23 protein-coding genes are annotated in these 24852 nt (G+C 68.6%); 16 read left to right on the forward strand and 7 right to left on the reverse strand.

Annotation, left to right across the window (positions count from 1 at the left end):
• Nucleotides 1–46: 46 nt before the first annotated feature.
• The gene (locus tag ACFVS8_RS13865) at nucleotides 47–1240 is read right to left on the reverse strand and encodes a DNA cytosine methyltransferase (RefSeq protein ID WP_387063210.1); all 1194 of its coding nucleotides are present in this window, start codon (nucleotides 1238–1240) and stop codon (nucleotides 47–49) included.
• Here ACFVS8_RS13865 and ACFVS8_RS13870 point away from each other — a divergent pair.
• Nucleotides 1227–3557: a 3'-5' exonuclease gene (locus ACFVS8_RS13870; protein ID WP_387063213.1), complete on the forward strand. Its 2331-nt coding sequence runs from the start codon at nucleotides 1227–1229 to the stop codon at nucleotides 3555–3557. The genes ACFVS8_RS13865 and ACFVS8_RS13870 overlap by 14 nt on opposite strands.
• Nucleotides 3558–3685: 128 nt before the next feature.
• The gene (locus tag ACFVS8_RS13875) at nucleotides 3686–4180 is read left to right on the forward strand and encodes a hypothetical protein (RefSeq protein ID WP_387063216.1); all 495 of its coding nucleotides are present in this window, start codon (nucleotides 3686–3688) and stop codon (nucleotides 4178–4180) included.
• Nucleotides 4181–4245: 65 nt separating this feature from the next.
• On the opposite strand, the gene ACFVS8_RS13880 is transcribed toward ACFVS8_RS13875, so the two are convergent.
• Both ACFVS8_RS13880 and ACFVS8_RS13885 read right to left on the reverse strand, forming a co-directional pair.
• Nucleotides 4246–6816, reverse strand: a complete 2571-nt coding sequence (locus tag ACFVS8_RS13880; RefSeq protein ID WP_387063219.1) for a DUF262 domain-containing protein — start codon at nucleotides 6814–6816, stop codon at nucleotides 4246–4248.
• A 102-nt stretch (nucleotides 6817–6918) separates the two neighbouring features.
• The gene (locus ACFVS8_RS13885) at nucleotides 6919–8145 is read right to left on the reverse strand and encodes an NINE protein (protein ID WP_387063222.1); all 1227 of its coding nucleotides are present in this window, start codon (nucleotides 8143–8145) and stop codon (nucleotides 6919–6921) included.
• Between the two features lie 186 nt (nucleotides 8146–8331).
• Between ACFVS8_RS13885 and ACFVS8_RS13890 the strand changes: the two genes are divergently transcribed.
• A complete protein-coding gene (locus ACFVS8_RS13890) occupies nucleotides 8332–8922 on the forward strand; it encodes a hypothetical protein (RefSeq protein ID WP_387063225.1) in 591 nt (196 codons plus the stop codon).
• A 128-nt stretch (nucleotides 8923–9050) separates the two neighbouring features.
• On the opposite strand, the gene ACFVS8_RS13895 is transcribed toward ACFVS8_RS13890, so the two are convergent.
• Nucleotides 9051–9389 carry a DUF86 domain-containing protein gene (locus ACFVS8_RS13895; RefSeq protein ID WP_387063228.1) on the reverse strand — a complete coding sequence of 113 codons (339 nt, stop codon included), beginning with the start codon at nucleotides 9387–9389 and terminating at the stop codon, nucleotides 9051–9053.
• A complete protein-coding gene (locus ACFVS8_RS13900; protein WP_387063231.1) occupies nucleotides 9386–9901 on the reverse strand; it encodes a nucleotidyltransferase domain-containing protein in 516 nt (171 codons plus the stop codon). Before ACFVS8_RS13900 ends, ACFVS8_RS13895 begins: the two co-directional genes overlap by 4 nt.
• Before the next feature lie 177 nt (nucleotides 9902–10078).
• Here ACFVS8_RS13900 and ACFVS8_RS13905 point away from each other — a divergent pair, with 177 nt between their 5' ends.
• The 10 genes from ACFVS8_RS13905 to ACFVS8_RS13950 all read left to right on the forward strand — a co-directional run bounded on the left by ACFVS8_RS13905 (nucleotide 10079) and on the right by ACFVS8_RS13950 (nucleotide 20851).
• Nucleotides 10079–11113, forward strand: a complete 1035-nt coding sequence (locus ACFVS8_RS13905; RefSeq protein ID WP_387063234.1) for a C-terminal binding protein — start codon at nucleotides 10079–10081, stop codon at nucleotides 11111–11113.
• Nucleotides 11110–11580 carry a cupin domain-containing protein gene (locus ACFVS8_RS13910; RefSeq protein ID WP_387063236.1) on the forward strand — a complete coding sequence of 157 codons (471 nt, stop codon included), beginning with the start codon at nucleotides 11110–11112 and terminating at the stop codon, nucleotides 11578–11580. Before ACFVS8_RS13905 ends, ACFVS8_RS13910 begins: the two co-directional genes overlap by 4 nt.
• 119 nt (nucleotides 11581–11699) lie before the next feature.
• A complete protein-coding gene (locus ACFVS8_RS13915) occupies nucleotides 11700–13475 on the forward strand; it encodes an ABC transporter permease (RefSeq protein ID WP_387063239.1) in 1776 nt (591 codons plus the stop codon).
• Nucleotides 13472–14680 carry an ABC transporter ATP-binding protein gene (locus ACFVS8_RS13920; RefSeq protein WP_387063242.1) on the forward strand — a complete coding sequence of 403 codons (1209 nt, stop codon included), beginning with the start codon at nucleotides 13472–13474 and terminating at the stop codon, nucleotides 14678–14680. Before ACFVS8_RS13915 ends, ACFVS8_RS13920 begins: the two co-directional genes overlap by 4 nt.
• Nucleotides 14681–14838: 158 nt before the next feature.
• On the forward strand, nucleotides 14839–15936 hold the full coding sequence (locus ACFVS8_RS13925; RefSeq protein ID WP_387063244.1) for an extracellular solute-binding protein: 1098 nt from the start codon (nucleotides 14839–14841) through the stop codon (nucleotides 15934–15936).
• A 97-nt stretch (nucleotides 15937–16033) separates the two neighbouring features.
• A complete protein-coding gene (locus ACFVS8_RS13930) occupies nucleotides 16034–16996 on the forward strand; it encodes a 2-hydroxyacid dehydrogenase (RefSeq protein ID WP_387063247.1) in 963 nt (320 codons plus the stop codon).
• Between the two features lie 101 nt (nucleotides 16997–17097).
• The gene (gene kduI / locus ACFVS8_RS13935) at nucleotides 17098–17931 is read left to right on the forward strand and encodes a 5-dehydro-4-deoxy-D-glucuronate isomerase (protein ID WP_387063249.1); all 834 of its coding nucleotides are present in this window, start codon (nucleotides 17098–17100) and stop codon (nucleotides 17929–17931) included.
• 105 nt (nucleotides 17932–18036) lie between these two features.
• Nucleotides 18037–18843, forward strand: coding sequence for an IclR family transcriptional regulator (locus ACFVS8_RS13940; RefSeq protein WP_387063252.1), 807 nt, complete (start codon nucleotides 18037–18039; stop codon nucleotides 18841–18843).
• Complete coding sequence (locus ACFVS8_RS13945; protein WP_387063255.1) at nucleotides 18840–19652, forward strand: SDR family oxidoreductase; 813 nt, start codon at nucleotides 18840–18842, stop codon at nucleotides 19650–19652. Before ACFVS8_RS13940 ends, ACFVS8_RS13945 begins: the two co-directional genes overlap by 4 nt.
• A 122-nt stretch (nucleotides 19653–19774) precedes the next feature.
• Nucleotides 19775–20851 (forward strand): VanZ family protein, encoded by a 1077-nt coding sequence (locus ACFVS8_RS13950; protein WP_387063258.1) that lies wholly within the window; start codon nucleotides 19775–19777, stop codon nucleotides 20849–20851.
• Here ACFVS8_RS13950 and ACFVS8_RS13955 read toward each other — a convergent pair.
• Nucleotides 20832–21404: a hypothetical protein gene (locus tag ACFVS8_RS13955; RefSeq protein ID WP_387063261.1), complete on the reverse strand. Its 573-nt coding sequence runs from the start codon at nucleotides 21402–21404 to the stop codon at nucleotides 20832–20834. The genes ACFVS8_RS13950 and ACFVS8_RS13955 overlap by 20 nt on opposite strands.
• Nucleotides 21405–21553: 149 nt before the next feature.
• Here ACFVS8_RS13955 and ACFVS8_RS13960 point away from each other — a divergent pair, with 149 nt between their 5' ends.
• Entirely contained in the window at nucleotides 21554–22753 is a 1200-nt protein-coding gene (locus ACFVS8_RS13960; protein ID WP_387063264.1) for a sensor histidine kinase, read from the forward strand.
• Between the two features lie 71 nt (nucleotides 22754–22824).
• Entirely contained in the window at nucleotides 22825–23424 is a 600-nt protein-coding gene (locus tag ACFVS8_RS13965; RefSeq protein WP_387063890.1) for a DNA-binding response regulator, read from the forward strand.
• 136 nt (nucleotides 23425–23560) lie between these two features.
• On the opposite strand, the gene ACFVS8_RS13970 is transcribed toward ACFVS8_RS13965, so the two are convergent.
• Nucleotides 23561–23899, reverse strand: coding sequence for a YybH family protein (locus ACFVS8_RS13970; protein ID WP_387063267.1), 339 nt, complete (start codon nucleotides 23897–23899; stop codon nucleotides 23561–23563).
• 147 nt (nucleotides 23900–24046) lie between these two features.
• Here ACFVS8_RS13970 and ACFVS8_RS13975 point away from each other — a divergent pair, with 147 nt between their 5' ends.
• Nucleotides 24047–24631, forward strand: coding sequence for a hypothetical protein (locus ACFVS8_RS13975; RefSeq protein WP_387063270.1), 585 nt, complete (start codon nucleotides 24047–24049; stop codon nucleotides 24629–24631).
• The last annotated feature ends 221 nt before the right edge of the window (nucleotides 24632–24852 follow it).

Here is a 24852-nt window from a genome sequence, read left to right on the forward strand (position 1 = left end):
CGATTCTCCTCAGCCCGTGGTGATGGTGTTGCTCGGTACCGACGGGCTACGCGAGTGCCGACGAGGGTAGAACACCTTCCATACTGCCGAATGCACCCGCCTCGAACAGAGCAGAAACGACCGCTGTGCCCAGTTGTGGGGGCACTGCATTTCCGATCATCGTCGCGAGCGCGGCGCGCGTCGAGCAGCTCGAGAAGTCGAAATAGTCGGGGAAGCCCTGGATGCGTGCCGCTTCGTGCGCCGTGAGCGCACGAGGCAGGTCGGGGTGCATGAACCGACCCTGGCCGATGCTGCCGAACCCGCTCGTGATGGTTTGTGCCGGCTGATCCCAGCGCAGGCGTCCGTACATCGACTTGTAGCTGTGCGTGCCCTGGTGGCACTTCGGCCGGTGCTCGTTCGGGAGGTCGTACTCGTCGTTGGCGAGCAACCACTGCATGCGTGCGAGGTTGTCGGCTTTCGCCTGAGGGGCGCGGTCACGAGGCTCGGCGCTGGCGATGTCGACGAGATCGCCGATCGCCCACTGCAGGTCGTGGCGGATCTGGTTGCTTTCGAGGTTTTCGAAGATGGTCGCCGGGTCGACATGGCCGGCCTTGGTCGCGAGCAGGATGTGGCGGCGGCGGGTCTGGGCGACGCCCAACGTCTCGGCCGAGACGACGCGGTGATCGACCTGGTAGCCGAGCTTCTGGAGGTGGCGCTCGGCGCGGGCCACGACTCCCTCGCCGTCGTGGCGATCGCGGAGCACTGCGGGCACGTTCTCGATCAGTACGACCTCGGGTGCGAGGATCTCAGCCGCACGAACCATGCGCAGGTAGAGCGCGTTCTTGCCGTCGACGCGACGCGTGTGGTTGTTCAGGTTGCTGTGGCCCTGGCAGGGCGGGCCGCCCACGAGGATGTCGATCCCACCGTTTTCGCCGAGCTCGTTCGCGGTCCGACGCTCCGCCAGGGTCGCCTCGGCGCCGAGGTCACCGTCGAAGAATTCCTCGACAGACGCGTGGGCGACTCGCTGCGCCGAAGCGAAATTGCGGCTGTACGCATCAGTCGCTTCCGACTCGAAATCGACGGCGAGCGCGATCTCGAGCGCGAACTCATTCGCCCGGGCCGCCTGTGCGATGCCGAGCGTGATGCCGCCGCATCCGGCGAACAGATCGACCAGCCGCAACCGGCGTTCGCCCGATTCGAAATCGGGTCGGATCGCAGCCCGCAGCGGGTGCTCGGGCTCGATGCTCGTGGCGATCCTCACGAGATTCAACGTTAGCCCTTCTGCTCTCGAGCAACGCCGAGCACGGTCGGACCTGCCCGATACGATGGCGGCACAGCCCCCGCCGAACGAAGGTGCCCGCGCGATGCCCAATGTGCTCTGGTCCGACATCAAGGGGCTGAAGGCGCCGGAACTCGATGCCGCTGTGCAGAAGCGCGAGATCGCCTTCATCAACAAGCTCCGCAAGGACGACACTGCCGACGGTTTGCGCATCAAGCCGATGACGGACGCCGCCGACCCGCGAGCCCGAACCGGGCGCGTCACGCAGGGGTGGAGGGCCGTTCTGTTCCGCTTCGACACGAGCGACGGCGTGCGCACCTACGTGTACGCGGGCACCTGGCCGCACGACGAGGGCAACATGCTCGCCAAGACCCGACGGCTCGAGGGCAATCCCGTCAACGGCATCGCGGAGTTCGTGGATGTCTCCCTGCCGGCGCTCCCGACGCAGGTGCTCTACGAGGGGCCGGCTGCGGCATCCGTTTCATATCTCGAGACCGAGCACAATTACTCATCCGCGGATCTGACCGACGTGCTCGGGTTCGACGAACGATCGGCGCGCCTGCTGCTGGCGGCGACCTCCGGCGACGAGGTTCTCGCGCTGGTGGACGACTTTCCGAACGCCTGGCAGCAGCACGCGGCGCTCGCTCTGGCAGTGGGAGACCCGCTCGAGAAGATCCGCGAAGAACTCGCGATCGGAACGCGCCCGGCAGACGATGCCGACCACGATCTCACCGAAGACGACCGGATCCTGCGTGCGCTCGCACACCCGGCCGCCAAGATGCAGTTCACCTACATCGAAAGCGACGAGTCGCTCCAGCGGATCATCGAGGAAGGCAACCTCGGGGCGTGGCGGGTGTTCCTTCATCCGGAGCAGCAGCGGTACGCGATGGGCCACTGGAACGGACCGTTCCGCCTCACCGGCGGCGCGGGCACGGGCAAGACCGTGGTTCTGCTGCACCGAGCACGGCACCTCGCCGAAGTCGATGCTGGTTCGACCGTCGTCCTGACCACGTTCACTCGCGCCCTCGCCGAGAACCTCAAGAGCGATCTGCATGCGCTCGACCCGTCTGCGCCGATCTCCGAAGCGCTCGGCAAGCCCGGAATCCTCGTTCGCGGAGTGGACCAGCTCGCGACGGCGGTTCGGTTCAAGGCGGGAGACGGTTTCGCGGCAGCTTCGGCGGCGATCTTCGGGACACGGTGCGGCAAGGTCTCGCAGGTGACGTCGAACGACGACGGGTGGGCATCCGCGCTCGCAGCGGTCGCGCCGTCGCTTCCGGACTCGATCGCTCACCCGGCGTTCTTCGAGCAGGAATACCTGCAGGTCATCCTGCCGGCCCGGGTATCCGAGGCCGACGAGTACTTCTCGGTGCGACGCCCCGGGCGCGGGGTGGCGCTCGACCGGCAGAAGCGTGTCGAAGTGTGGAAGGTCGTCGAGGCGTATCGGGCGAACGCGCGGCAGGCGGGCACGGTGAGTTGGGCCGAACAGGCCGCGATCGCCGCTGCCTGGCTCGATGAAGCCGGTTCCGCCGTCGGCGTGAAAGTCGGCCATGTGCTGGTCGATGAGGGCCAGGACCTCAGCCCGGCGCACTGGCAGTTCCTCCGAGCATTGGCCGCGCCCGGTGAAGACGATCTCTTCATCGCCGAGGACACCCACCAGCGCATCTACGGGCAGCATGTCGTGCTCGCTCGTTACGGCATCCGAATCGTCGGTCGATCACGTCGACTGACGCTCAACTACCGCACGACCGAGCAGAACCTGAAGTACGCCCTCGGAGTGCTCGATGGCGGCGAGTACTCCGACAGCGAGAACGAAGGCGAAGGCACCGGAGGCTACCGGTCCGCTCGTCGCGGACCGACGCCGTCGTCGTTCGCCGGTGCTGACGACGACGCCCAGGTGCAGCACATCGCCGAGCTCATCACCTCGTGGATCGACGAAGGGGTGGAGCCCGCCGGGATCGCCGTGCTCGCTCGAACCAACGATCGAGCCGCCGCCGCCCGCGACGGCCTCAATCGCCACGGGATCGTGCTCAACCACATAAAGTCGGCCCAGCGCGACGGCGATCGACCGGTGGCGCTCACGATGCACACTGCGAAGGGCATGGAGTTCAATCGCGTCGTGCTCTTCGACGTTTCGGATGGGGTCATGCCGGCCGCGCACGCGCTGCAGAAGCTCCCGCCCGAGGAGCACGAAGACGCGCTGCTCCGCGAGCGATCGCTGCTCTACGTCGCCGCGAGCCGTGCCCGCGATGTGCTCGTGGTGACGTGGAAGGGCGAGCCTTCGCCCCTGCTGCAACCGTAAGGGGCGGGTCCTTCGTCGACCCCGATCAGCGCGGGCGGGATGAGCCTCGATCGGGGGGTATCGGCGAACTACGCGAGTCAATGTCCGTGCCCGAAGATGGAAGTTCGGCGAATCGGAGTAGGGGCTCGATGGAGATCATCAACGAGGACGACGTCAAGCGGCGGATGGGCATCGACTCATGGAGAAACCTCTCCAAGGAGAAGGTGCTCTCCTTCGTTTCCGAGATGCCGAACATGAGCAAAGAAGTCGCACTCAAGATCATCGAGCAGTTCCCGGACTTCAAGTCTCTCGTGCTTGATTCTCTCGACCAGGTTCAGCGTCAGGCCGAGGGCGTGCTCAGCGCGAACTGGAAGAGCCAGAAGAAGGTGCACAAAGCCTTCGCCGAGTATCGGCGCGCCCTCACTACCGAGCTCGATCGGGGTGAACTCACCGGAGAGGACCGCTTCAGGATCCTCGAGATGCTGAAGTCGGCGGTCGATGACGAATCCCAGAAGGACACCGAGCACAAAGCGTTCGGATTGCACACGCTGAAGGTCGTCGGGATGGTCGTCGGCGTCGTGGTGGTTGCAGCTGCCGCAGTGCTCGGTACCAAGATGGACATCACCGATCAAGCCGCAGAGTGACCTCGGCGAAGGGCGCGGGCGGTCACTCCACCGCCCCCACGTCTCCCTCTGGTTCGACTAACTGATCAGATTGCGCCAACCGGGTCGGCGGTCGCGTACTCAGCGTCGTACCTGTCGAGCTCGCTCAGGAACCAGGTGAGCACATCGGCGACCGAGTCGCGCATCGCAGTGCTTTCCAGAGCCGAGAGCGGTGCTGACGGGTAGCGCAGCGCTGAGATGTCGCCGGTCAAGTCGACGAGCCGGGCCGCATTGAGTCGTGCCTTATAACCCTCGCGCAACTCCGGCTCGTCGAACGGCGGTCGGTTCTCGAGCGTCGCGAACGGGAACTCGATCTTGCCGATCGCGTACATGATGATCGGTTTGGTCGGCTTCTGCCTCGCGCTCGAGGCGGGGGCGATGAAGTGGCAAGAGGTACCATCCGCGTTGTACTCGACACGGCCCCCCATCGACTCCCATGAGTCGAGCAAGGCATTGACGCCGTTCGCGGTCGACGGCGTGAGTTCCAGGGTGACGGCTTCGAGGAAGGTGTACCGGCTTTCGGATTCGTCTTGGAGCGGGTCGACATCTGAGCGGACCATGAGCCCGATTGCCTCCGCGAGTTCGGAGACCGACATCCGCTGCTTCTGCGAAGCTCGCCGGCTGGAGTTGAACTCGATTCCCTCGGATTGGAGCAATTCCATCGGGTCGAGACCTGCATTAGGGCTCTGCTCCGCCCAGACGAAGCTCGGGGCGATCATCCCCCGACGCTTCAAGACCCGGTACGCATTCGGTACGACCGTGCTCGAGAGAAACGCGCCGAGCGGAACCGGATGCGTACCTGCTACGGCCGCAACATCCCCGTAGCTAGCCCAGCGGCCAGCCGGAATCGCATCTATCGCGTCGAGCGCGACCTTCCATGTCACGCCCGCGTCGCTCACGTCGGTATCGTCGAGAGGTCCTATCCAGGTTTGCGCGATGCGCTTTGCGAGGACCGCTCCGCGGCCGAGGATCTCCGCCCGGCCCCAACGATCGTGCATGGCGACCTCGGCATTCAAACGAATTCCCGAAGCTGTGAGGAGCTCGCGTTTCTGCTCGAATGGGTGGTTGCTCAACTCGGAGTTGTACCCGGTGAGTGTGAGGTTCGCCAAGGTGTGGAGGTACTCTTCCTGCACCTCGTCGGCGCTGTCGAAGTCGCCGAGGTCGACCTCCAGAGACTGGCGCCAGGCGGCGCTGATCGACTGGGGCATGATGTGCTCGATCGTCAAATTCTCGAGCTCTACCTGCTCTTTTCCTACGAGCTGGCGATCGCCGTACTGGAGCGGCGTCGCCTGCTCGAGCCAGGAGAGAAGAGTCTTCCGCTGGCTCGAGCGCCCCTGATAGTAGAAGGGCTTCGTGACGACGGCATCGGCGATCTGCGCGTCGGTCGCGAAGAATTTCCGGCCGCGCGAAAGATATGCGTGAAGCGATGCCACCGCGTCCTCTTCGCCCACCTCGCCAGGTGCGGTGTAGAGGATGCGGGAGATCGCGCTCGTCGATGCTCCGACGACCAAGCGCCGCACCATGAACGACTCGATGAGATGCAACGCGGCAGCCAGGCTCGAGTCGTCGAGACTGCCATCTGCACGCAGCCGGAGCAGGTGCAACATGAGCGGTTCCGCTGCGGCGAGGCGCCATTGCTGGAATCGCAGTAGCTGGGCGCGAACGTGTTGGTCGGCCTCGCCGTCGGGTCGTCGGATGAGGCTGAAGAGTTTCGCGAGTTCGCCGAAACGTCGAACCTCGGCGACGATCTCGTCGTCGTCGAGATCCCGCATGCGCTCGACCTGGAGGGTGTAGATGTCACCCTGCTTCGCGATGGGGTTGCGCCAGATCAAGTCGATCCAGAATAGGGTCTCGAGGTCGGAGGGCGACAAGGTTCGCTGCATCGGCAACCACCAGCTGTCGTAGATCTCCTCGCCGCGGCCACCGAGCCGCATGAACAAGTAGTTGCGAAGCAAGTCGCCCTGCGTCAGCTTCAGACCCGTGTTGTTCAGTGACTCGAAGATCCGATAGACGTTGTCGTCGCCCTTCGCAGTGATCGAGACGAAGACGAGGCCGTTCAGAACAGCGGATTCGATGCGGTCGATGTCGTGAGGGTCGTCGGGGGCATCCGCCTGGTGAATTCGAGTTCGGAAGAATCGATACGCCTCGAGGATTCCGGACTGCGGTGCGCCATCGACATTGCGGCTGATTATCGAACGGTATGCATCGCGATCGGCCTGGGTGGGCAGCAGCTTGAGGCGATCGTCGCCACTCTTGAAGCGGTCGATCAGATACGACTCTTCGAGGCGCGCCATCTTCTCGGGAGCGTCGGGCTCGACCTCCGCGTAGTGATCGCGGAGCGCGCAGATGAGCAGCGTGAGTGTCGTGAGGCGCTGCTGTCCATCGACGACCAGGAACTCGCTACCGCTCGGGCCGACCTGCCCCAACGACAGCACGAGTGAACCTGTGAAGTGCGTAGCGTGCGGTGAATCGATCCGATGCTCGGCGAGCTCGACGATGTCGCTCCACAGGCGGTCGAGCTGCTTGGTCGTCCAAGAGTACGGCCGCTGGTAGAGCGGCACGCGATACTGCTTCGATCCCTCGAGTACCTGTTGGAGGCGGGTCTCCTGCACGTCCATACGTCTGCGTTTCCTTCAGTTGATGGCCGGAACCCTGTCAGCGTACCGGCGGAAGAGTGCCGAAATGCGAGGGCCGGGACGGATCGCCCCGGCCCCGAAAGGTCACAGCCCCGCGTACGCCTCGAACGTCACCCCGCCCGGCAGGCTTTCGGCCTTCCACAGGGGCGACTCGAACTGCGCCGTGCCGCCGGCGGGCAGGCGGTCGATGAACGTGAAGTCGCTGCCGACGATGGTGCCCGCGGCATCCCGCGCGATGACCGAGACCTTCACGAGGTCCTGGTCCTCGCTGAACGCGGAGGTGACCTTGCCGGTCACCGTGAGCCATCCGTACTCCTCCGCGGTCGCGATGTCGGAGACCGCGAACGAGCCGGTCTCGGCGGCGGGCGAGGAGGTTGCCGCCGCAGCGGTCGGGCCGCGGACGTCGAGCTTCGCGATGGTGCCCGAGCCGACCGAGACGAAGTTGCCGACGATCACGCTCTTGCCCTGCAGCACGGTCGCGAACTCGTATCCCGAGTCGAGGATCACGCCGCTCGCATCGACGGCCTCGACCGTGAACGACGCCGAGGGGAACACGTAGTCGGCGTTCGGGTTCTCGAGCACGACGGCGTACCACCACATGTCGGAGTCGACGTCCTTGCCGAAGGCAGTCTCGACGACGGCGAGGTCCTGCACCGCGGCGGCGGGGTCTTCGGCCTCGGGTGTGGCTGCGGCATCCGCTTCGCTGTCTTCGTCTGCCTCGGATGCCGCACCCGCGACGGTCTCGGACCGCACCGCGTCGGCTGCGCGGTTCGCCGCGTTCACGCCGTTGGCGATGTTGGCGAAAAGCGAGATGACGAGCACGACGGCGGTGACGATCCAGGCCATCGTGCGGTGCTTCGCGTACCCGTCGAGCGGGCGGCCGGCCTTGTCGCGCTGCACGCCGGCGAGCACGAGGATCAGGTCGACGAGCACCCAGATGCCGAGGCCGCCGAGCGTGAGCAGCTTCGCGATGGCCGTGCCGATCTTGCCGAGGTAGAACCGGTCGACGCCGAGGACGCCGAGGAAGAGCGCGAACAGCCAGGTCGCGATGAAGGACTTGCCGGATGCCGCGGCGGGCGCGCCTGCGGGGTCGGGCGCGTCGGTCGTGGCGGTCGTCGTGGCGGCGGAGGCCATGGGCGCGCCATCCTGCTCGGCGGGTGCGCCGGGCTGCCCGTCGGACGCGGGCGCCGTGTGCTGGGTCCAGGCGGAGCCGTCCCAGTACCGCATGCCGCCGTTGCCGTCGGGGTACCAGTCGGCGGGGGCCAGGCCGTCGGGCGTACCGCCGCTGGGAGTGTTCGTGGTGTCGATCATGTTCGCGTCCGTTCGCTGTGGGAGGGGCGCCCTGGTGCCGGGCGCCGCCGTCGAGTCGACAGCCGACCAACGCTAGTGAGCGCGACCGACGCGGGACGAGTTGCTCGCGTTTCAGTGGCCGAAACCGGCGTCCGGAAATGCATGTTGATCGGCGACTCCGTCGGTTGCCACCCCACAAGGGGGCACATGTTCCTCGGCGACCGGAAACGTGCGAATGTCGGCGGTACCCCCTATGGTCGGAATCTTCGGCCACGGCTGGAGTCTCCGAGGAGCACCGACATGGGCTTCGACTCTCCGATCACCGCGGGCATGCACGTTCCGCTCGAACATACCGATCGCGGTCCGCGCACGACGCACAGCAACTCGGGCTTGCCCGGCGGGCCGGGTGCACGTATCGGCGCGCGTGGCATGCTCTCGGCCGCCGACCGCGAGCAGTTCTTCGCCGATGTGCAGGCGCTCGAGCTCCGCCTGGCGATCATCGACGATCGCTTCGAGCGCCTCGCAGCCCGCCCCGACGACGCGTTCCAGGCGTTCCGCCGCGACACCCTGACTCGCATGCGCTCGGTCGCAGAGCGCGCGCGGGCGCTCGAGGTCGCCGGCCATCTCGCCGTGGAGCGCCGCCGCCATGTCGCGGCCGTGCTCACCCTGGTGCGGCGCCGCGTCGCGCAGCTCGATATGCAGCACGCCTCGCACGGCGATCGCCGTGCGAGGCGCCGTGATGGGCCGAGTGTGGGTCAGCGGTCGGCCGCCAGCTACTCGATCTCCGCATCGGCATAGCGAGGGACCAACGTTCGGATTGGCCGCTGCGAGTCTTTCCAGCGGTTGAGGTCTGACGACAGCACTACCCGCTGCGTTCGCCGTCAGCTCGCTGGCGGCCGCCGCAGAGAAGAGCGGGCGCGACGCGCTTAGACCATGCCGGTCGTGGCAAGTGATGCTCGGAGTTCGGGGAAGCTCCGCGACACCGTGTTCCAGAGGGCGTCGGCATCGAGGCGGTCGTAATGGTGCACCACGAAGTCGCGGTTCCGGGCGGCCTGCGACCAGATCGGGTCGGCGAAGCGGTTCGGGTCTGCGGCGACCAAGCGCTTCGCGAGATCGCCGACTCGATTGCAGAGCGCCTCGAAGGCGAACGGCAGAGCGGGGTCGAGGTCGAACTCGTCGCGTCCGCGATCGACGAGTAGGGCCGCTGCATCGAGCGTCGACTCGAGGTCGCCGACCCAGCGGGCGACGCGGTCGGAGGGCTTCACAGGTCGACGGCTGACGCGAGCAGCTCGGCGTCGCGTGCGTCGTCGAGTGCGCGCCGGGAGACCACATCGACCTCTCGACCGAACAAGGCCTCGAGGTCGGACTCGAACTGGGCGAGGTCGAAGAGGGATGCGTCGTCGTCGGGGGCGACCAGGAAGTCGATGTCGCTGTCGGCGGTCGCCTCGCCGCGCGCGACCGACCCGAACACCTGCACACGCCCCACGCGGTTCGCGCGGGCGAGGCGTTCGATGAGTCGCTTCCGCGACCGAACCTCGTCGAGCAGGGGAGTGTCGCGCAGGATGAGATCGACGTACCCAGTCCGTCGGGTGGTGAGGGACTCGTAGGTCGAGAACGGTACGAGCACTGCCTCGGGCTTGCGGTGCGAGCCGATCACCACGGGGGAGGCTGCGTCATCGGCGCGGAACCGTCGCAGCAGGCTTGAGAGCCCAGCACGGGCTTCGGCGACCGGCATCACTTCGGGTGGCGCCGCGGTGCGATCAGCTGGGTGAGGCATGGAGTGATTCTACTCAACCTGTACATATTTCTGTACAGATATGCCCACGGGTCAGGTGAGCTGTCGCGAACCGGACCAGTTGTCCTGTCTTATCCGGTGACTCTTGTGCGCTGCGAAGAATTTGGAATACCATTCCAAAAATCGCAACGACGAGGGAGTGGTGGTCGAGTGGCCGGGATGCAGGACGTAGACAGCGGGCAGCCGCTGCTCGAGGTGCTCGACTCGTCGTACGGCAGTTTTGACGTCGAAGCGGCGGCCGCGGCATCCGTCGATGTGCGCGTTCGCGACGCCCGCGATGCGCGCGCCGAGAGCGATGAGCAGGCCAACATCACCCCCGCCGACGGCGTGCTCGTGCAGTACGCCGACATCACGGCCGAGGTCATGGACGCGAACCCGACGTGGAAGGTCATCGGCCGGTACGGCGTGGGGGTCGACACGATCGATCTGGCCGCGGCATCCGCTCGGGGGATCGCCGTGGTGAACGTGCCCGACTACTGCGAGGAGGAGGTCGCGACGCACGCGGCCGCCCTCATGCTCGACGCGAACCGGCGCATCACCGCCGCCGACGCGCTCGTGCGCCGCGGCGAGTGGGCCGACTGGGCGCAGCTGCGGCCCATCGCCCCGCTGTCGGCGGCGACGCTCTCGCTCATCGGGGTGGGGCGCATCGGGCGCGAGGTCATTCGGCTCATGCGTCCGTTCGTCGGACGCATCATCGCGCACGACCCGTACGCCGGCGCCATCGAGGGCGTCGAGCTCGTCGACCTCGGCACCGCGCTCGCCGAGGGCGACGTCGTGAGCCTGCACCTTCCGCTGACGGCCGAGACGCACCACCTCATCGGCGCCGACGCCATCGCGCGCATGAAGCCGACCGCGACGCTCGTGAACGTCTCGCGCGGCGGTCTCGTCGACGGCGCCGCGCTCGCCGCGGCCCTGCACGACGGGCGTCTCGCGTTCGCCGCCCTCGACGTGCTCGAGACCGAGCCGCCCGCGGCCGACGATCCGCTGCTCGCCGCGCCGAACACGATCATCACGAACCACCTCGCGTGGTACTCCGAGGCCTCCGAGCAGCGCCTGCGCTCGCGCCTCGCCGAACGCTGCGCGGCGGTGCTGCGCGGGCGCGACATCCCCTCGCTCGTCAATCGTCAACAGCTCGCGGATGCCGCGGGCGCGCCGTTTGAGACCACCACCCCTGACGCCCTGGAGCACGCATGAGCACCCCCAGCTTCGCCGCCGACTACTCGCCCGCCGACCTGCGGGATCTCAAGCTCGAGCCGACCGGCGCACCCGCCCGGGTGATCGCGGGCGACCCGCAGACCGCCGAGCACGTGCTCGCCGTGCGCGACGGCCTCGAGGTCGGCGTGTGGGAGGTCACGCCCGGGGAGTTCGCCTCGACGAAGCCGGCCATGGGCGAGGTCATGCAGTTCCTCTCGGGCGAGGGCTCGATCACGCACGCCGACGGGTCGGTCACGCGCATCGCGCCCGGCACGGTGCTCGCGCTCGAGCCCGGCTGGTCGGGTATCTGGCGGGTCACGGCGACCGTGCGCAAGGTCTACACGATCTACGACGCGCCCGTCGCGGCGCGCGGAACGGCCGGAACAACGGATGCCGCGGCGCCGGCTGCCGACGTCGCAGCCGCCTCCGAGGCATCCGAAACTCTGGGGAACACCGCCGACATCTGACCGAAACGCGATTTCGGTACGGTGTTTCAAGATCCAACGCTGGCCGGAAACGGCCCGAATCGGCCTGATCCGATCTTCAATCCCCAACCTGAGAACGAACCGAACCGAGAGGAGCTGACATGACCGCGACCGACGCCCCCACCCCGACGACCCCCCTGGCGATCAACGCCGACCCGGTCATCAAGCGACGCATCGCGGCCATCGCCGCCCGCGTCGCGCTGCTCGCCCCCGTCGTCGCGATCTACCTGGTCTTCTTCGTCTGGCCCATCGTCAGCGTGCTGCTGCGATCGCTGAGCCCCGACGGCAAGTTCGACGCGGCAGCGCCCGTGATCGACTTCTCGAACTACCAGAAGATCTTCGTCGACGACTTCCTGCTGCGCATCGAGTGGCGCACGGTGCTGCTCGCGATCAACTCGACGCTGCTGACCGTGCTGCTCGCCTTCCCGACCGCGTACTTCATCTCGCGGCTCTCGAAGCGCACGGCGGGCCTACTGCTGCTCCTCATCCTCGTGCCGTTCTGGGTGTCGATCGTCGTGCGCCTGTTCGCGGTCACGTCGATCCTCAGCCCCAACGGCATCGTCAACCAGCTGAGCATCGCACTCGGCTTCGGCGAGACATCCCTCCTCTATACGCAGGCGGGAACGCTCGTCGGCACCGTCATGTACCTGCTGCCCTACATGGTGCTCGTGCTCTACGCGGGCATGACCTCGGTCGACGACAACCTCGTGCTCGCGGCCCGCACCATGGGGGCGTCGTCGGTGCGCACCTTCTTCACCGTCTACCTGCCCATGGTGCGCGGATCGATCGTGAGCGGCGCGCTGCTCGTGTTCATCCTCGGGCTCAGCTTCTTCCTCGTGCCGGCGATTCTCGGCGGCCCGCAGGAGCAGACCATCTCGGTCTACATCCAGCAGCAGATCGACGTGTACCAGTGGGGCATCGCGAGCGCCATGGGCATCCTCCTGCTCGTCGCGACGATCATCTGCTACGTCGGCGTCGTGAAGGTCGCGGGCTCCTTCCAGCCCGGCGGCATCGGCTCCGCGCAGGCCAAGGGCGTCAGCACCGCGCTGCCGTTCAAGTGGTCGCCGTGGATGGTCGTGTCGGCCATCGTGAGCGTCATCACCATCGCGTTCCTCGTGATTCCGGTGCTCTTCGTGTTCCCGCTCGCGGTCGGCGAGACCGGCACCGTCGTCTTCCCGCCGCGCGGGTTCACGCTGCGCTGGTTCGGCGAGGTGTTCACGAGCCAGACCTGGCTCGGGCCCATCATGCAGAGCATCACCGTCGCGATCGGCACCGCGGTGCTCTCGGTCGGCATGGCGCTCATCCTCGCCCGCACGACGAGCCGCATGACCTCGACCACCGGCAAGGCGCTCATCGGCGGCCTCGCGTTCGCGCCCATCGTGACCCCGGCGATCCTGCTCGCGATCGGCATGTTCGACGTGCAGCTGAAGCTGGGGCTCACGGGCTCGGTGTTCGGCCTGATCCTGGCGCACACGATCATCGCGTTCCCGCTGAGCTACGCCCTGATCAGCGCGGCCATGAGCTCGGCCGACCGCGGCATCGAGGCAGCCGCCTGGACGCTCGGCGCCTCGCGCCCCCGCGCGTTCTGGACCATCGTCGTGCGCGGCATCATGCCGAGCGTCGTCGGCGCCTTCGCCATCGCGTTCGTCACCTCGTGGGACGAGGTCGTGCTCGCCCTCTTCATCCAGACCGGGCCCACCAAGACCCTGCCCGTGACCATCTACAAGTACCTCGAGAGCGGCATCGTGCCCACGGTTCCCGCTGTCGCCTCACTGCTGGTGCTCGTCGTCGTGCTCATCGTCGTCGTGCGGAGCGTGACGAACCGTGCGACGAACCGTGCGACGACCCGCCGCTCCGCCCGACAGGAGAAGCCATGACCCTCTCGACCGACCGCCGCACCCGCGGCGCCGAACGCAAGGCACCCATGACCAGCACATCCGCAACCCCGATCGCCGGCCAGCGCCGCGGCGAGGTCGTCGTCAACGACATCGGCCTCGACTACAACGGCGTGCCCGCGCTCGCCGACACCGACCTGCACGTGCACGCCGGCGAGTTCTTCACCCTGCTCGGCCCCAGCGGCTCGGGCAAGACGACCCTGCTCCGCATCATCGCGGGCCTGCTCGACCCGGCGCGCGGCAGCCTCCACATCGACGGCACGGATGTCACGCGAACGCCCACCCAGAAGCGCGACATCGGGTTCGTGTTCCAGAACTACGCGCTGTTCCCGCACCTCACAGTGGCCGAGAACATCGAGTACGGGCTCAAGGTGCGCAAGATGCCGGCCGCGAAGCGGGCGAAGCGCGTCGCCGAGATGGTCGAGCTCGTCGCACTCGGCGGGTACGCCGACCGCTACCCCTCGCAGCTCAGCGGCGGCCAGCAGCAGCGCGTCGCCCTCGGCCGTGCGCTCGCGCAGAACCCCCGGGTGCTGCTGCTCGACGAGCCGCTCGGCGCGCTCGACCGCGGACTCCGCGAGGAGCTCGGCGCCGAGGTGCGTCGCATCCAGCAGGAGTCGAACACCACCGCCGTCTACGTCACGCACGACCAGGAGGAGGCGTTCATCCTCTCCGACCGCATGGGCGTCATGCGCGACGGCCGCATCGTGCAGCTCGGCACCCCCGAGCAGCTCTACCGCGAGCCCAAGGACCTGTTCGTCGCGAAGTTCCTCGGCAAGACGAACCTCTTCCCGGGGCGACTCACCGGAGTGGATGGCGCGAAGTCGCTCGTGCGCGTCGGCGAGCACGACCTGGTCGCCCGCACGAACGCGGCGATCACCGGCGAAGACGTCGTTTGCTCGGTTCGGCCCGAGCAGTTGGTCTTCGGGGCGGCCGGCGCGGGAGCGGCCGACGCCGGCGCGGCCGGTGCGGCTGGCGCTGCCGCCGCCGTACCCGCAGGGCTCGAACGCCTCGCCGACGCGACCGTCACCGAGGTGCGCTTCCTCGGCCAGCGTCGCAGCATCCACCTCGACGCCGACGGCATCGCCTGCGCCGCCGACCTCGACCCCTCGGCCCCCGTGCCCGTCGTCGGCGAGCGCGTCTCGCTGCTCGTGCGGCCCGGCGAGGTCGCGCTCGTCGCGGCCGAATAACGCGCGGGCCGGCGCACGACGTCGGCACGCGGCATCCGACCCACCTGCATCACCTCGAGAAACACGCACCACCCGGCAAGGACCGCACCACAGCACGCACCATCCAGCACCACAGCACGCACCACCACCCAGCACCACGAGAACCCCAAGGAGCAGCAATGAGTACCATCCGACGTCACCGCCTCCTCCTCGCAGGAGCCGCGACCCTCGCCTCGGCGATCGCCCTCACCTCGTGTTCTTCCACCGGAAGCGACGCCCCCGCCGAGGACGGCACCCTCAGCGGCGACATCCTCTTCTACGACACCAGCGGAGGCCAGGTGTGGGAGGAGCTGAACTCGACCCTCTTCGCCGACTTCACCGCCGACACCGGCGTCACCGTGACCGACGACTACAACGAGGCCGCGACCAAGTTCTTCGCGTCGGCCGAAGCCGGTCAGATGCCGTGGAGCCTCGCGTTCCTGCCCACCGTCAACGACGCCGAGAAGGCCGCCGACGAGGGCTACCTCGCGAAGATCGACACCTCGGTCGTGCCCGTCGACAAGCTCGTCGAGGGCACCTACAACGACTACGGCATCGAGGTCGGCACGTTCGGCATGGTGCTCACGTGGGACGACGAGGCCTACCCCGACGAGAAGCCCTCCGAGATGGCCGACCTGTGGGACCTCGAGACGTTCCCCGGCAAGCGCTGCTTCTTCAACAACCCGCAGTACGGCTGGACCCTCGAGGCCGCCCTGCTCGCCGACGGCGTCGCACCCGACGAGCTCTACCCGCTCGACGTCGACCGCGCGCTCGGCAAGCTCGACGAGATCAAGTCCGACATCACCTGGTGGACGAGCGGCGCCCAGTCGATCGAGTCCCTCGAGAACGGCTCGTGCGACATCGGCATCCTCTGGGCGAACCGCGCGTTCGTCGCGGCATCCGAGAACGGGTTCCCGGCGTCGATCACGTGGAACCAGGCCGGCTACTCGAACTCCGTCTGGGCCATTCCCGCTGACGCCCCGAACGGCGCCGCCGCGCAGGAACTCCTGAAGAACGTCATCGAGAACACCGACGGCCAGATCGCGTTCGCGAGCAAGGTGCCGACCCCGATCCCCGCGTCGGTCGTCGGCCTCGAGCCCTCGGCCTTCCCCGCGGACGTGCAGCAGTTCTTGCCCATCGGCGACAACGTCACCAACTCGATCAAGCAGGACGTCGGCTACTACTCCGAGAACATCGACGACGTGCTCGACCAGTTCAACCGCTGGCTGGGCGAGTAACGCCCGAATCACCAGTCGAATGGATGCCGCGGCCGCACGCCCGTGGCCGCGGCATCCGATCGAACCACCGCACCACCCCGACGAAGGAGCCCCGCTGATGCGCATCGTCTGCATCGACACCGAAGACCAGTACCGCGAGATCGTCGAACGCGACGTCGTGGCGCCGCTGCGCGCCGCGGGCCACGAGTTCGCCTGGATCGACGGCGGGCGCTTCGACCGCCCCGAGGAGGCGATCGCCGCGGCCCAGGGCTTCGACGGGCTCTACATCATCGGCGACCAGGGCCCGCTGCCCACCGGCCTGCTCGAGCAGACGCCGAGCCTGAGGCTCGTGAGCTTCGTCGGCACGGGCGCGCGCCGCTTCGTCGACATGAATGAGGCCGAGCGCGCGGGCGTGACCGTGACGAACGTGCCCGACTTCGCCAGCCAGAGCGTCGCCGAGCACGCCATCGCGCTCATGTTCGCGGTCGCCCGCCGCGTGGTCGAGGGCGACGGCATCGTGCGCTCGGGCGCCTGGGCCAAGAACCAGGGCCTGAAGCTCGCGGGTTCGCGCATCGGCGTCGTGGGCGCCGGCGCGATCGGCGGCCGGGTCATCCGGCTGGCGAAGGGCCTCGGCATGGAGCCGGTCTACTGGAGCCGTACCGTCGACCCCGCACGCAGTGCCGCCCTCGGTGCCGAGCAGGTGAGCCTCGAGGAGCTCTTCGAGACCTCGCGCGTCGTCTCGGTGCACCTCACCCACTCGCCCGAGACCGACCGGCTCGTGAGCCGCGACCTGCTCGCGCGCCTCCGCGCCGACGCGATCTTCGTGAACACCGCCCGCGCCGAGGTCGTCGACGGCGAGGCCCTCGACGAGCTGCTCGACGCCGGCCGCATCTTCGGTGCCGGCATCGACGTGTTCACCGAGGAGCCGCCCGCGACCGACGGCCTGCCCGCGATCGCGAGCAACGTCGTGCTCACCCCGCACATCGGGTTCCACACCGACGAGGCCGACGACGTGTTCCGCCTCGCGGCCGAGAACATCCTCGCGTTCGCCGCCGGCGAGCCGACCAACGTCATCCACTAGCGGGTTCACCCGGCCGCCCGCACCGGCCCGCGGCATCCGCTCGCCGACATCGACCAAGACCACCTCCTGACCGCGAACCACTGAAAGCTGGAGCACCACACATGCAGATCCGACACGCCTCACACCCCGACGACGTCGCCGGGCTCGACAAGAGCGCACTGCGCGAGCGCTTCGTCGCCGACGCGCTCTTCGTGCCCGGCGAGCAGGTGCTCGTCTACACCCACGAGGACCGCATGGTCATCGGCGGCGTCGTGCCGCTCGCCGGCGCGCCTATCGAGCTCGAGGCGCCCGATGCCCTCCGCAGCGAGCGGTTCTGCGACCGCCGCGAGCTCGCAGTCGTGCAGATCGGCACCCGCGGAACTGTCACGGTCGACGGCGTCGAGTACACGCTCGAGCACCGCGACGTCCTCTACGTGGGCCAGGGTTCGCGCAGCGTGACGTTCGCCGTGGGCGCTGACGGCGAAGAGGCCGCGTTCTACCTCGCGTCGGCCCTCTCGTTCAGCGGCTACCCGACCACGCTCGTGCGCCTGCAGGACTCGCTCACCACGCAGACCGGCGATGCCGCGACGGCGAACCGCCGCACGGTGCACAAGCACATCCACACCGACGGCGTGCGCAGCGATCAGCTCGTGCTCGGCATCACCTCGCTCGAGTCGGGCAGCGTCTGGAACAGCATGCCGCCGCACACCCACGACCGCCGCACCGAGATCTACCTCTACTTCGGACTGCCCGAGGGGCACCGCATCCAGCACGTCATGGGCGAGCCCGACGACACCCGCACGCTCGTGCTGCAGGACCGCGACGCCGTGATCAGCCCCAGCTGGTCGGTGCACTTCGGCTCGGGCACCACGAACTACGCGTTCGTGTGGGTCATGGCCGGCGAGAACCAGGCCTTCACCGACATGGACCAGATCCCGGTCACCGCGCTCGCCTGACGTTCTCGACAGGCGGCGCGCGCCCGGCACGGGCTGCCGCTAGCGTAGGGGCACCACCCACCCTGCGACATCCGCTCACCACTGATTACCGAAAGGGATGCCTCGATGGTCGACACGTCGGAGGGCCGGCGCGACGCCGGCGCCACGGCCGGCACGCAGAGCGTGGACCGCGCACTCCAGGTGCTGCTGCAGGTCGCCGAGAGCCCGCCGCCCGGGCTCACGCTCGCGGCGTGCAGCGCCATTCTCGGGTACTCCAAGCCGACGACGCTGCGCATCCTGCGCACGCTCGAGGCGCGCCAGTTCCTGCGGTACGACGACGAGCTCGGCGTCTACACGCTCGGCGTCGCGAACGTGCAGCTCGGCTCCGAGTACCTGAACCGGCTCGACCTGCGCCGGGCGGCGCTGCCGTCGATGCGCGCGCTCGTCGACCAGACGCAGGAGACTGCGCACCTCGGCGTGCTGAGCGGCACCGACGTCGTCTACATCGAGCTCGTCGACAGCCCGCACCCGGTGCGCGTGTTCAGCCGCGTCGGCACGGCCGTGCCCGCGTACGCCACGGCCATCGGCAAGGCGATCCTCGCGTGGACGCCCGAGGGCGCGCGCTCGGCGCACGTCACGCACCCGCTCGAGGCGCGCACGCCGTACACGCTGCGCACCGAGGCGCAGCTCGCCGACGACCTCGCCGCCACGCGCGAGCGCGGGTTCGCGATCGACGACCAGGAGAACCGTGAGGGCATCCGCGGCTTCGCCGCCCCGGTCTTCGACTTCCAGGGCACCGCGATCGCCGCGGTCAGCATCGCCGGACCGTCGACGCGCATCATGCCCGAGGCCGCGACCGAGCTCGGCCCGCGCATCGTCGAGACGGCCGCTGAGATCTCCGCCTCGATGGGGGCGCCGCGGAGCGGGTCGTGAGCGGTTCTGCGCTCGCTGCTCCTGACGCGGCTGCCTCTGCCGGTGCTGTCGGCGCACGCGCGGCCGGCAGTGCCCGTCTCGCCGTCGTCACCGGCGCGAGCCGAGGCATCGGCCGGGCGATCGCGCTGCGGCTCGCCCGCGACGGCGCCGACATCGTCGGCGTGGGCTCGTCGATCGAGGGACTGACGGATGTCGCGGCCGAGGTCGCGGCGCTCGGCCGCCGCTTCGATCCCCTCGCCGCCGACCTCGCCGACCCCGATGCCGCGCTCGAGCTCGCGGCGCAGATCACCGAGCGGCACGGGGTGTCCGACGTGCTCGTGCAGGCCGCGGGCATCAACCGCCGGGCGCCCGCCGCGGAGCATCCGACCGCCGACTTCGACGACGTGCTGGGCGTGAACCTGCGCTCGCCGTTCATCCTCGCGCGTGAGCTCGGTCGCGGCATGGTCGCGCGCGGCTCGGGCAAGGTCGTGTTCGTCGCGTCGCTGCTGAGTTTCCAGGGCGGGCTCACCGTGCCCGGCTACGCCGCGAGCAAGGGCGGCATCGCCCAGCTCACCAAGGCCCTCGCGAACGAGTGGGCCGTTTCGGGGGTGAACGTGAACGCCGTCGCGCCGGGGTACGTGGCGACCGACATGAACGAGGCCCTGCAGGCCGACGAGGTGCGGTTCCGCCAGATCTCGGAGCGCATCCCGGCCGGCCGCTGGGCGACGCCCGACGACATCGCGGGCGCCGCGGCGTTCCTCGCCTCGCCCGACGCTGCCTACGTGCACGGCGTCGTGCTGCCGGTCGACGGGGGATGGCTGGGGCGGTAGCGGGCGCCTGCCGCCGGAGACGACGGCGCAGGCACGCGGATGCCGCGGCTCCCGCTACCCTCGACTGAGCGCACGCACTCCAGCGGCGGAACCGCGCGACCGACCACACGAGGGGGACCTCCGTGCACGACCAGCTGCTGCTGGGCATCCTGGCCGTCGGGATCGGCGTCGTCGTCGGGGTGCTCGCCTTCGTGCCGTACGTGGCGATCGCCTATCGCCGCCACGGGCGACTCACCGCCTGGCGGGTGGTCGTGCCGTTCGCAGCCCTGATCTACGGCATCGCCGTCTGGACCTACACACTCCTGCCGCTGCCCGACCCCGACGAGGTGCGCTGCAAGGGCACGAACCTCAACCCCGGCGAATTCGTGCACGACATCGCGGGCGCGGTCGGCAGGGGACATCCGCTCACCGACCCGGCCGTGCTGCAGCTCGTGCTGAACGTGCTGCTGTTCGTGCCGCTCGGCGTGTTCGTGCGGCTGCTGTGGCGGCGCGGCGTGCTCGTCTCGCTCGCCGCCGGGTTCGGCTTGTCCCTCTTGATCGAGCTCACCCAGCTCACCGGGGTCTGGGGTCTCTATCCCTGCGCGTACCGCGTGTTCGACGTCGACGACCTGCTCACCAACACGGCGGGTGCGGTGCTCGGTTCGCTGCTGTCGCTCGCACTGCCGGCGAGTTGGCGTCTCGATGCAGCGGATGCCGCGGCCGCCGCCCGACCGATCCCCGTCACCCGCGGGCGGCGGCTGCTGGCGATGGTGGTCGACGCGATGTCGGTGCTGCTCATCACGGCGAGCGTGCAGATCGCCGTCGGCGGCGTCGTGATCCTGCTGCTCGAGGCCGATCCGTCTTCGAGGCTGCTCGCGGTGCTCGGCATCGTCATGCCCGCCGTGCCGTTCGTGCTCACCGCGATTCCCGCGCTCGCGACCGGGCGCACGATCGGCGACGCGGCCGTTCGTCTGCGTTACGCGGGCTCGCCATACCCGCTGTGGCTCGCTCGAGCGCTGCGGTTCCTCGGTGGCATCGGCGGCATCCAGCTGCTCGCTGCGTTCAGCGGCGACTCGGTCTGGTACCTGCTCGCGCTGCTCGCATCGCTCGTCGCCGTGTTCGCAACCGGGGGCGGGCGGGGTCTCCCTGGCCTGCTCAGCCGGCAGCGGCTCGAAGACGCACGATCGGATGCCGCGGGCCTCAGCGCGTCGCGACGTTGATGCCGAGCGTCGCGAGCACGCCGAAGACGACGCCCCAGAGGATGATCGAGATGATCTGCCAGAAGATCACGACGTTGCGGTTCGCGCCGAATGAGACCATCGCGGCCGACGTGATCTGGCTCGGCAGGATCGTCTGGCCGAGCAGGCTCACGCCCGCGACGCCGTAGCGGTCGAACGCGCGGCGCAGCTTCTGGCGGCGGGGCGACTCGTCGAGGTCGTCGTCGGCTGCGGCATCCGTGCCGTATTCCATGCTGGTGGATGCCGCACCGCGCACGCCGGTGGTCGCGCCCACGCCGGCGAGCTCGCGCTTGCGGCGGCGACGGGCGACGGCCGTGGAGCGGGCGCCGTGCGCGGTGAACACGAAGACCAGCATCGAGATGATGTTGCCGACGACGGCCGCGGCGATGGCGACGGCGGTGGGCAGGCCGATCGCGACGCCGATGAGCGAGCCGAAGTACGACTCCACGAACGGCACGGCCGAGACGAGCATGATGCCGATCCACTGGAGCACGTCGGGGAACGAGGAGGCGAAGTCCTGCAGGGCGTCGATCATGATGGGTCCTTTCGTCGGGGCGGTCGCCGATTGCGATACCTCCATCCAACGGATCGCGGACCGACCTCCCCAGTGCCGCCGCGTCACGGGTTCGCGTGCACTCGCGCACCTCGGCCCGTGACAAATGTCACTGCTCTACGCTCGAGAGCATGCCCGCCGAACCGTCACGCAGCGTGCACTCGACGTGGTTGTACACGCTCGGGTCGATCGTGTTCTTCGTCGGCTTCTTCGAGGTCTTCGTAGCCCTGACCATGCTCGAGCCGTACTCGCTCGCGCCCGATCCGCTCGGCGCGACGCTGATCGTGCTGCAGCTCGTGGCCGGCGCGACGGCGATCCGGTACTGCTGGTTCCTGAGGGTCGGACTCGGCGGAGGGCTTCCGTCGGTGTGGTGGACCATCGCGCTTGTCGCACCGGCCGCGGCCGTGTGGGTGCTCGGACTCTTCGTCGACGGCAACGCGTACGTCGCGGCGAGCGCTCTCTGGGCGGCGGGGTCGCTCCTCGCCTGCCTGGTGCCGCGGCCGATGCGATGGCTGGTGCTCGCGGCATCCGCACTGCTCGTCATCGCCCACCTGCTGATCGCGACGCTCACGCTCGGGAGCGCGAATCCCTTCACGACGACCGGCAGCGGGTGGGCCGTCACGATCTACGCCGTCCTGCTGCCGCTCATGCTCATCACGAGCCTCTGGTGGTGGCAGATCGTCGTGCAGCTCGATCGCAGCCGCCGCATCGCGGGCGAGCTCGCGGTCACGCAGGAGCGGCTGCGGTTCGCGAGCGACCTGCACGACATCCAGGGGCATCACCTGCAGGTCATCTCGCTGAAGTCCGAACTGGCCGAGCGCCTCATGGCCATCGATCCCGACGCCGCGCGCGAGCACATCCACGAGGTGCGGCTCATCGCCAAGCAGGCGCTCGAAGAGACCCGTTCCCTCGTCGCCGGGTACCGCCAGGTCGCCCTCGATGACGAGCTCGAGAACGCGCGCGAGGTGCTCACGGCCGCCGGCGCCGCGTGCACGCTGCAGCTCGGTGCGCTGCCCGCCGACTCCGCCGTGCGCAGCGCCCTCGCCTCGGTCGTGCGCGAGGCGACCACGAACATCCTGCGGCACAGCGAGGCGATCAACGTGTCGATCGCGCTCGCCGTCGAGGGCGGGCGAGCGACGCTCGAGATCGTGAACGACGGGGTCACGGGTGCCGCGCAGCCGGACTCCGGGATGGGCAGGGGTTCCGGACTCGCCGGGCTGGGCGAGCGTCTCGCGGCCGTCGGCGGCACGTTCGAGACGTCGACGGATGCCGCCGCCAGCCGTTTCGTGCTCACGGCGTGCGCTCCCGCGGCCGCGGGGGTATCGGCGTGACCGGCGCTGGGGCGGGTGCGCGGTCGGGCAGCGACAGCGCAGCAGCGGCCGACGCAGCGGGGGAGCGCAGCATCCGCCTGCTGATCGCCGATGACGAGCACCTCATCCGCGGCGCACTGGTCGCCCTGCTCAGCCTCGAACCCGATATCGAGGTCGTCGCGTCGGCCGAGAACGGTGTCGTCGCCTACGAGCAGGCCGTGACCACGCGGCCCGACGTGTGCCTCCTCGACCTCGAGATGCCCGAAGCCGACGGCGTCGAGGCGGCAGGGCGCATCCTCGCGCAGGTGCCCACGCGGGTCGTCATCGTGACGCGGCACGCCCGCCCTGGCGTGCTGCGCCGGGCGCTCGCGTCGAAGGTCTCGGGCTTCGTGCCGAAGTCGATGCCGGCCGAAGACCTGGCGCAGGTCATCCGCGACGTCGCGGCCGGGCGCCGCTACGTCGACCCCGAGATCGCGGCGACGGCCCTCACCGCCGAACGCTGCCCGCTCACCGATCGCGAACTCGACGCCCTGCGCCACAGCCGCTCGCCCCTGAGCGTGCAGCAGATCGCCGAGCGCCTGCACCTCGCCCAAGGGACCGTGCGCAACTACCTCTCGTCGGCGATGACCAAGCTCGGTGCCTCGTCACGGCACGAGGCGGCCGAGAAGGCGTGGGAGCAGGGCTGGATCTAGGCGCCACTCGTCGGCGGTCGCGAGGGCGCGGGTATTGCCCGTGGAAACCGGTGCCGGAGTGCCGGAGTGCCGGGCGCCGTGGCAGCACACGTCCCGCCCCAGTACCGAGCCGCCTCGGCCAACTCCTGGCGCCGTCTCAATCGGTCGGCGCGATGACCACTCGGCGCAGCTTGTCGCCCGACGACGTGAACGTGATCGGTCCCGTGCCGTTGTAGCCGTCGCCGGTGACGGTGAGCGTCGCGATGACGGTGTCCGCGGCATCCGTCGCCTCGATGCCGACGAGCTCGAAGTGCGTGCGCTTGCCGATGTTGTCGGTCTCGTTCCACGAGGCGATGCCGTCGCGGCCGTGGAACACGCGGCCCCAGTCGTCGAGGCTCGCATCGTCGGTGAAGCCGTCGAGGAAGGCCTCGGTGTCGCCGCGGTTCGTGCTGTCGATGAACGCGCGGAGCGCTGCGGGCACTCGGTCGTCGGACATGGGTGGCTCCTGTCGGTCGGTGGTTCCAGTGTGCGCCGCGCGCCGTCGTCGTGCACGTGTTCGTCGGCATCGATCGCGGATGTCGCCCGGCGCGACGCCTGTGGAGAGCGGATGTCTCCCACCCCCGCATCGCCTACGGTGGACCGCATGCCCGGCGTTCCCCGAAAGTCCCCCCTCCCCCTGATGGCGGGGATCGCTGTGGTGATCGCGGTCGGGCTCGCCGGGTGCTCCGGCGGGTCCGACCCCTCCGCGAGCGAGGCGCCCGACGCGTCAGCCGCGGCGCCGACCGCTGACGCTCCCGTGTTCGCGTCGGATGAAGAGGCGTTGGCGGCGGCGGTTGAGGCGTATGAGGCGTACTTGGACGTCGATTCGATCATCTCGGCTGACCCGGGCGCAGACGTCGAAAGCATCAAGGAGGTCGTTAGCGATGGCTACGCGAAGACCATGATCGATCAGTACACAGATGTTCGCGCCGCTGGTCTTCGCTTCGAGGGGAAGGTGACGTACGGCGGCGTTCGACTCGCGCAATGGAACGGAGGATCGCTGGCCAGCGTTCAGTTCTATGTCTGTCCAGACGTTTCGGGCATTCGGATCTTCAATTCTGAGAATGCAGACGTGACTCCGACCGACCGAGATGAAGTCTTGCCGATCGTAATTTCCACTGAAGCGAATGATCAGGGGAGCTTGGTCGTGAGTGGATCGGATCTATGGTCGGGCACGGACTTCTGTTAGGAGCACTGCTCCTAGTGGGGCAGATCGGAACATTACATGCCGACGTGAAGCCTGAATGTTCCACGATCGCGCAGGCGGCTGGCCTCTGCGAGATCGAGGGCGGGGTCGGTGACGAAGGTGTGAATCTCTGGGGTGAGGCGACTCTGCCGCAGCTTCCGACAGGAACCGTGGTCGATATGAATAACGCCTCAGACGGACCGGATGGTGCCGTCCCTGAACAA

Source organism: Agromyces sp. NPDC058110 (assembly GCF_042884735.1).
Classification (GTDB): domain Bacteria; phylum Actinomycetota; class Actinomycetes; order Actinomycetales; family Microbacteriaceae; genus Agromyces.

Coding starts and splice junctions, on each gene's coding strand:
- ACFVS8_RS13960 (WP_387063264.1), top strand. CDS start 21,554: ATGCCCGCCGAACCGTCACGCAGCGTGCACTCGACGTGGTTGTACACG.
- ACFVS8_RS13885 (WP_387063222.1), bottom strand. CDS start 8,145: ATGATCGACACCACGAACACTCCCAGCGGCGGTACGCCCGACGGCCTG.
- ACFVS8_RS13905 (WP_387063234.1), top strand. CDS start 10,079: ATGCAGGACGTAGACAGCGGGCAGCCGCTGCTCGAGGTGCTCGACTCG.
- ACFVS8_RS13915 (WP_387063239.1), top strand. CDS start 11,700: ATGACCGCGACCGACGCCCCCACCCCGACGACCCCCCTGGCGATCAAC.
- ACFVS8_RS13970 (WP_387063267.1), bottom strand. CDS start 23,899: ATGTCCGACGACCGAGTGCCCGCAGCGCTCCGCGCGTTCATCGACAGC.
- ACFVS8_RS13890 (WP_387063225.1), top strand. CDS start 8,332: ATGTTCCTCGGCGACCGGAAACGTGCGAATGTCGGCGGTACCCCCTAT.
- ACFVS8_RS13875 (WP_387063216.1), top strand. CDS start 3,686: ATGGAGATCATCAACGAGGACGACGTCAAGCGGCGGATGGGCATCGAC.
- ACFVS8_RS13940 (WP_387063252.1), top strand. CDS start 18,037: ATGGTCGACACGTCGGAGGGCCGGCGCGACGCCGGCGCCACGGCCGGC.
- ACFVS8_RS13920 (WP_387063242.1), top strand. CDS start 13,472: ATGACCCTCTCGACCGACCGCCGCACCCGCGGCGCCGAACGCAAGGCA.
- ACFVS8_RS13900 (WP_387063231.1), bottom strand. CDS start 9,901: ATGCCTCACCCAGCTGATCGCACCGCGGCGCCACCCGAAGTGATGCCG.
- kduI (WP_387063249.1), top strand. CDS start 17,098: ATGCAGATCCGACACGCCTCACACCCCGACGACGTCGCCGGGCTCGAC.
- ACFVS8_RS13955 (WP_387063261.1), bottom strand. CDS start 21,404: ATGATCGACGCCCTGCAGGACTTCGCCTCCTCGTTCCCCGACGTGCTC.
- ACFVS8_RS13930 (WP_387063247.1), top strand. CDS start 16,034: ATGCGCATCGTCTGCATCGACACCGAAGACCAGTACCGCGAGATCGTC.
- ACFVS8_RS13880 (WP_387063219.1), bottom strand. CDS start 6,816: ATGGACGTGCAGGAGACCCGCCTCCAACAGGTACTCGAGGGATCGAAG.
- ACFVS8_RS13925 (WP_387063244.1), top strand. CDS start 14,839: ATGAGTACCATCCGACGTCACCGCCTCCTCCTCGCAGGAGCCGCGACC.
- ACFVS8_RS13975 (WP_387063270.1), top strand. CDS start 24,047: ATGCCCGGCGTTCCCCGAAAGTCCCCCCTCCCCCTGATGGCGGGGATC.
- ACFVS8_RS13910 (WP_387063236.1), top strand. CDS start 11,110: ATGAGCACCCCCAGCTTCGCCGCCGACTACTCGCCCGCCGACCTGCGG.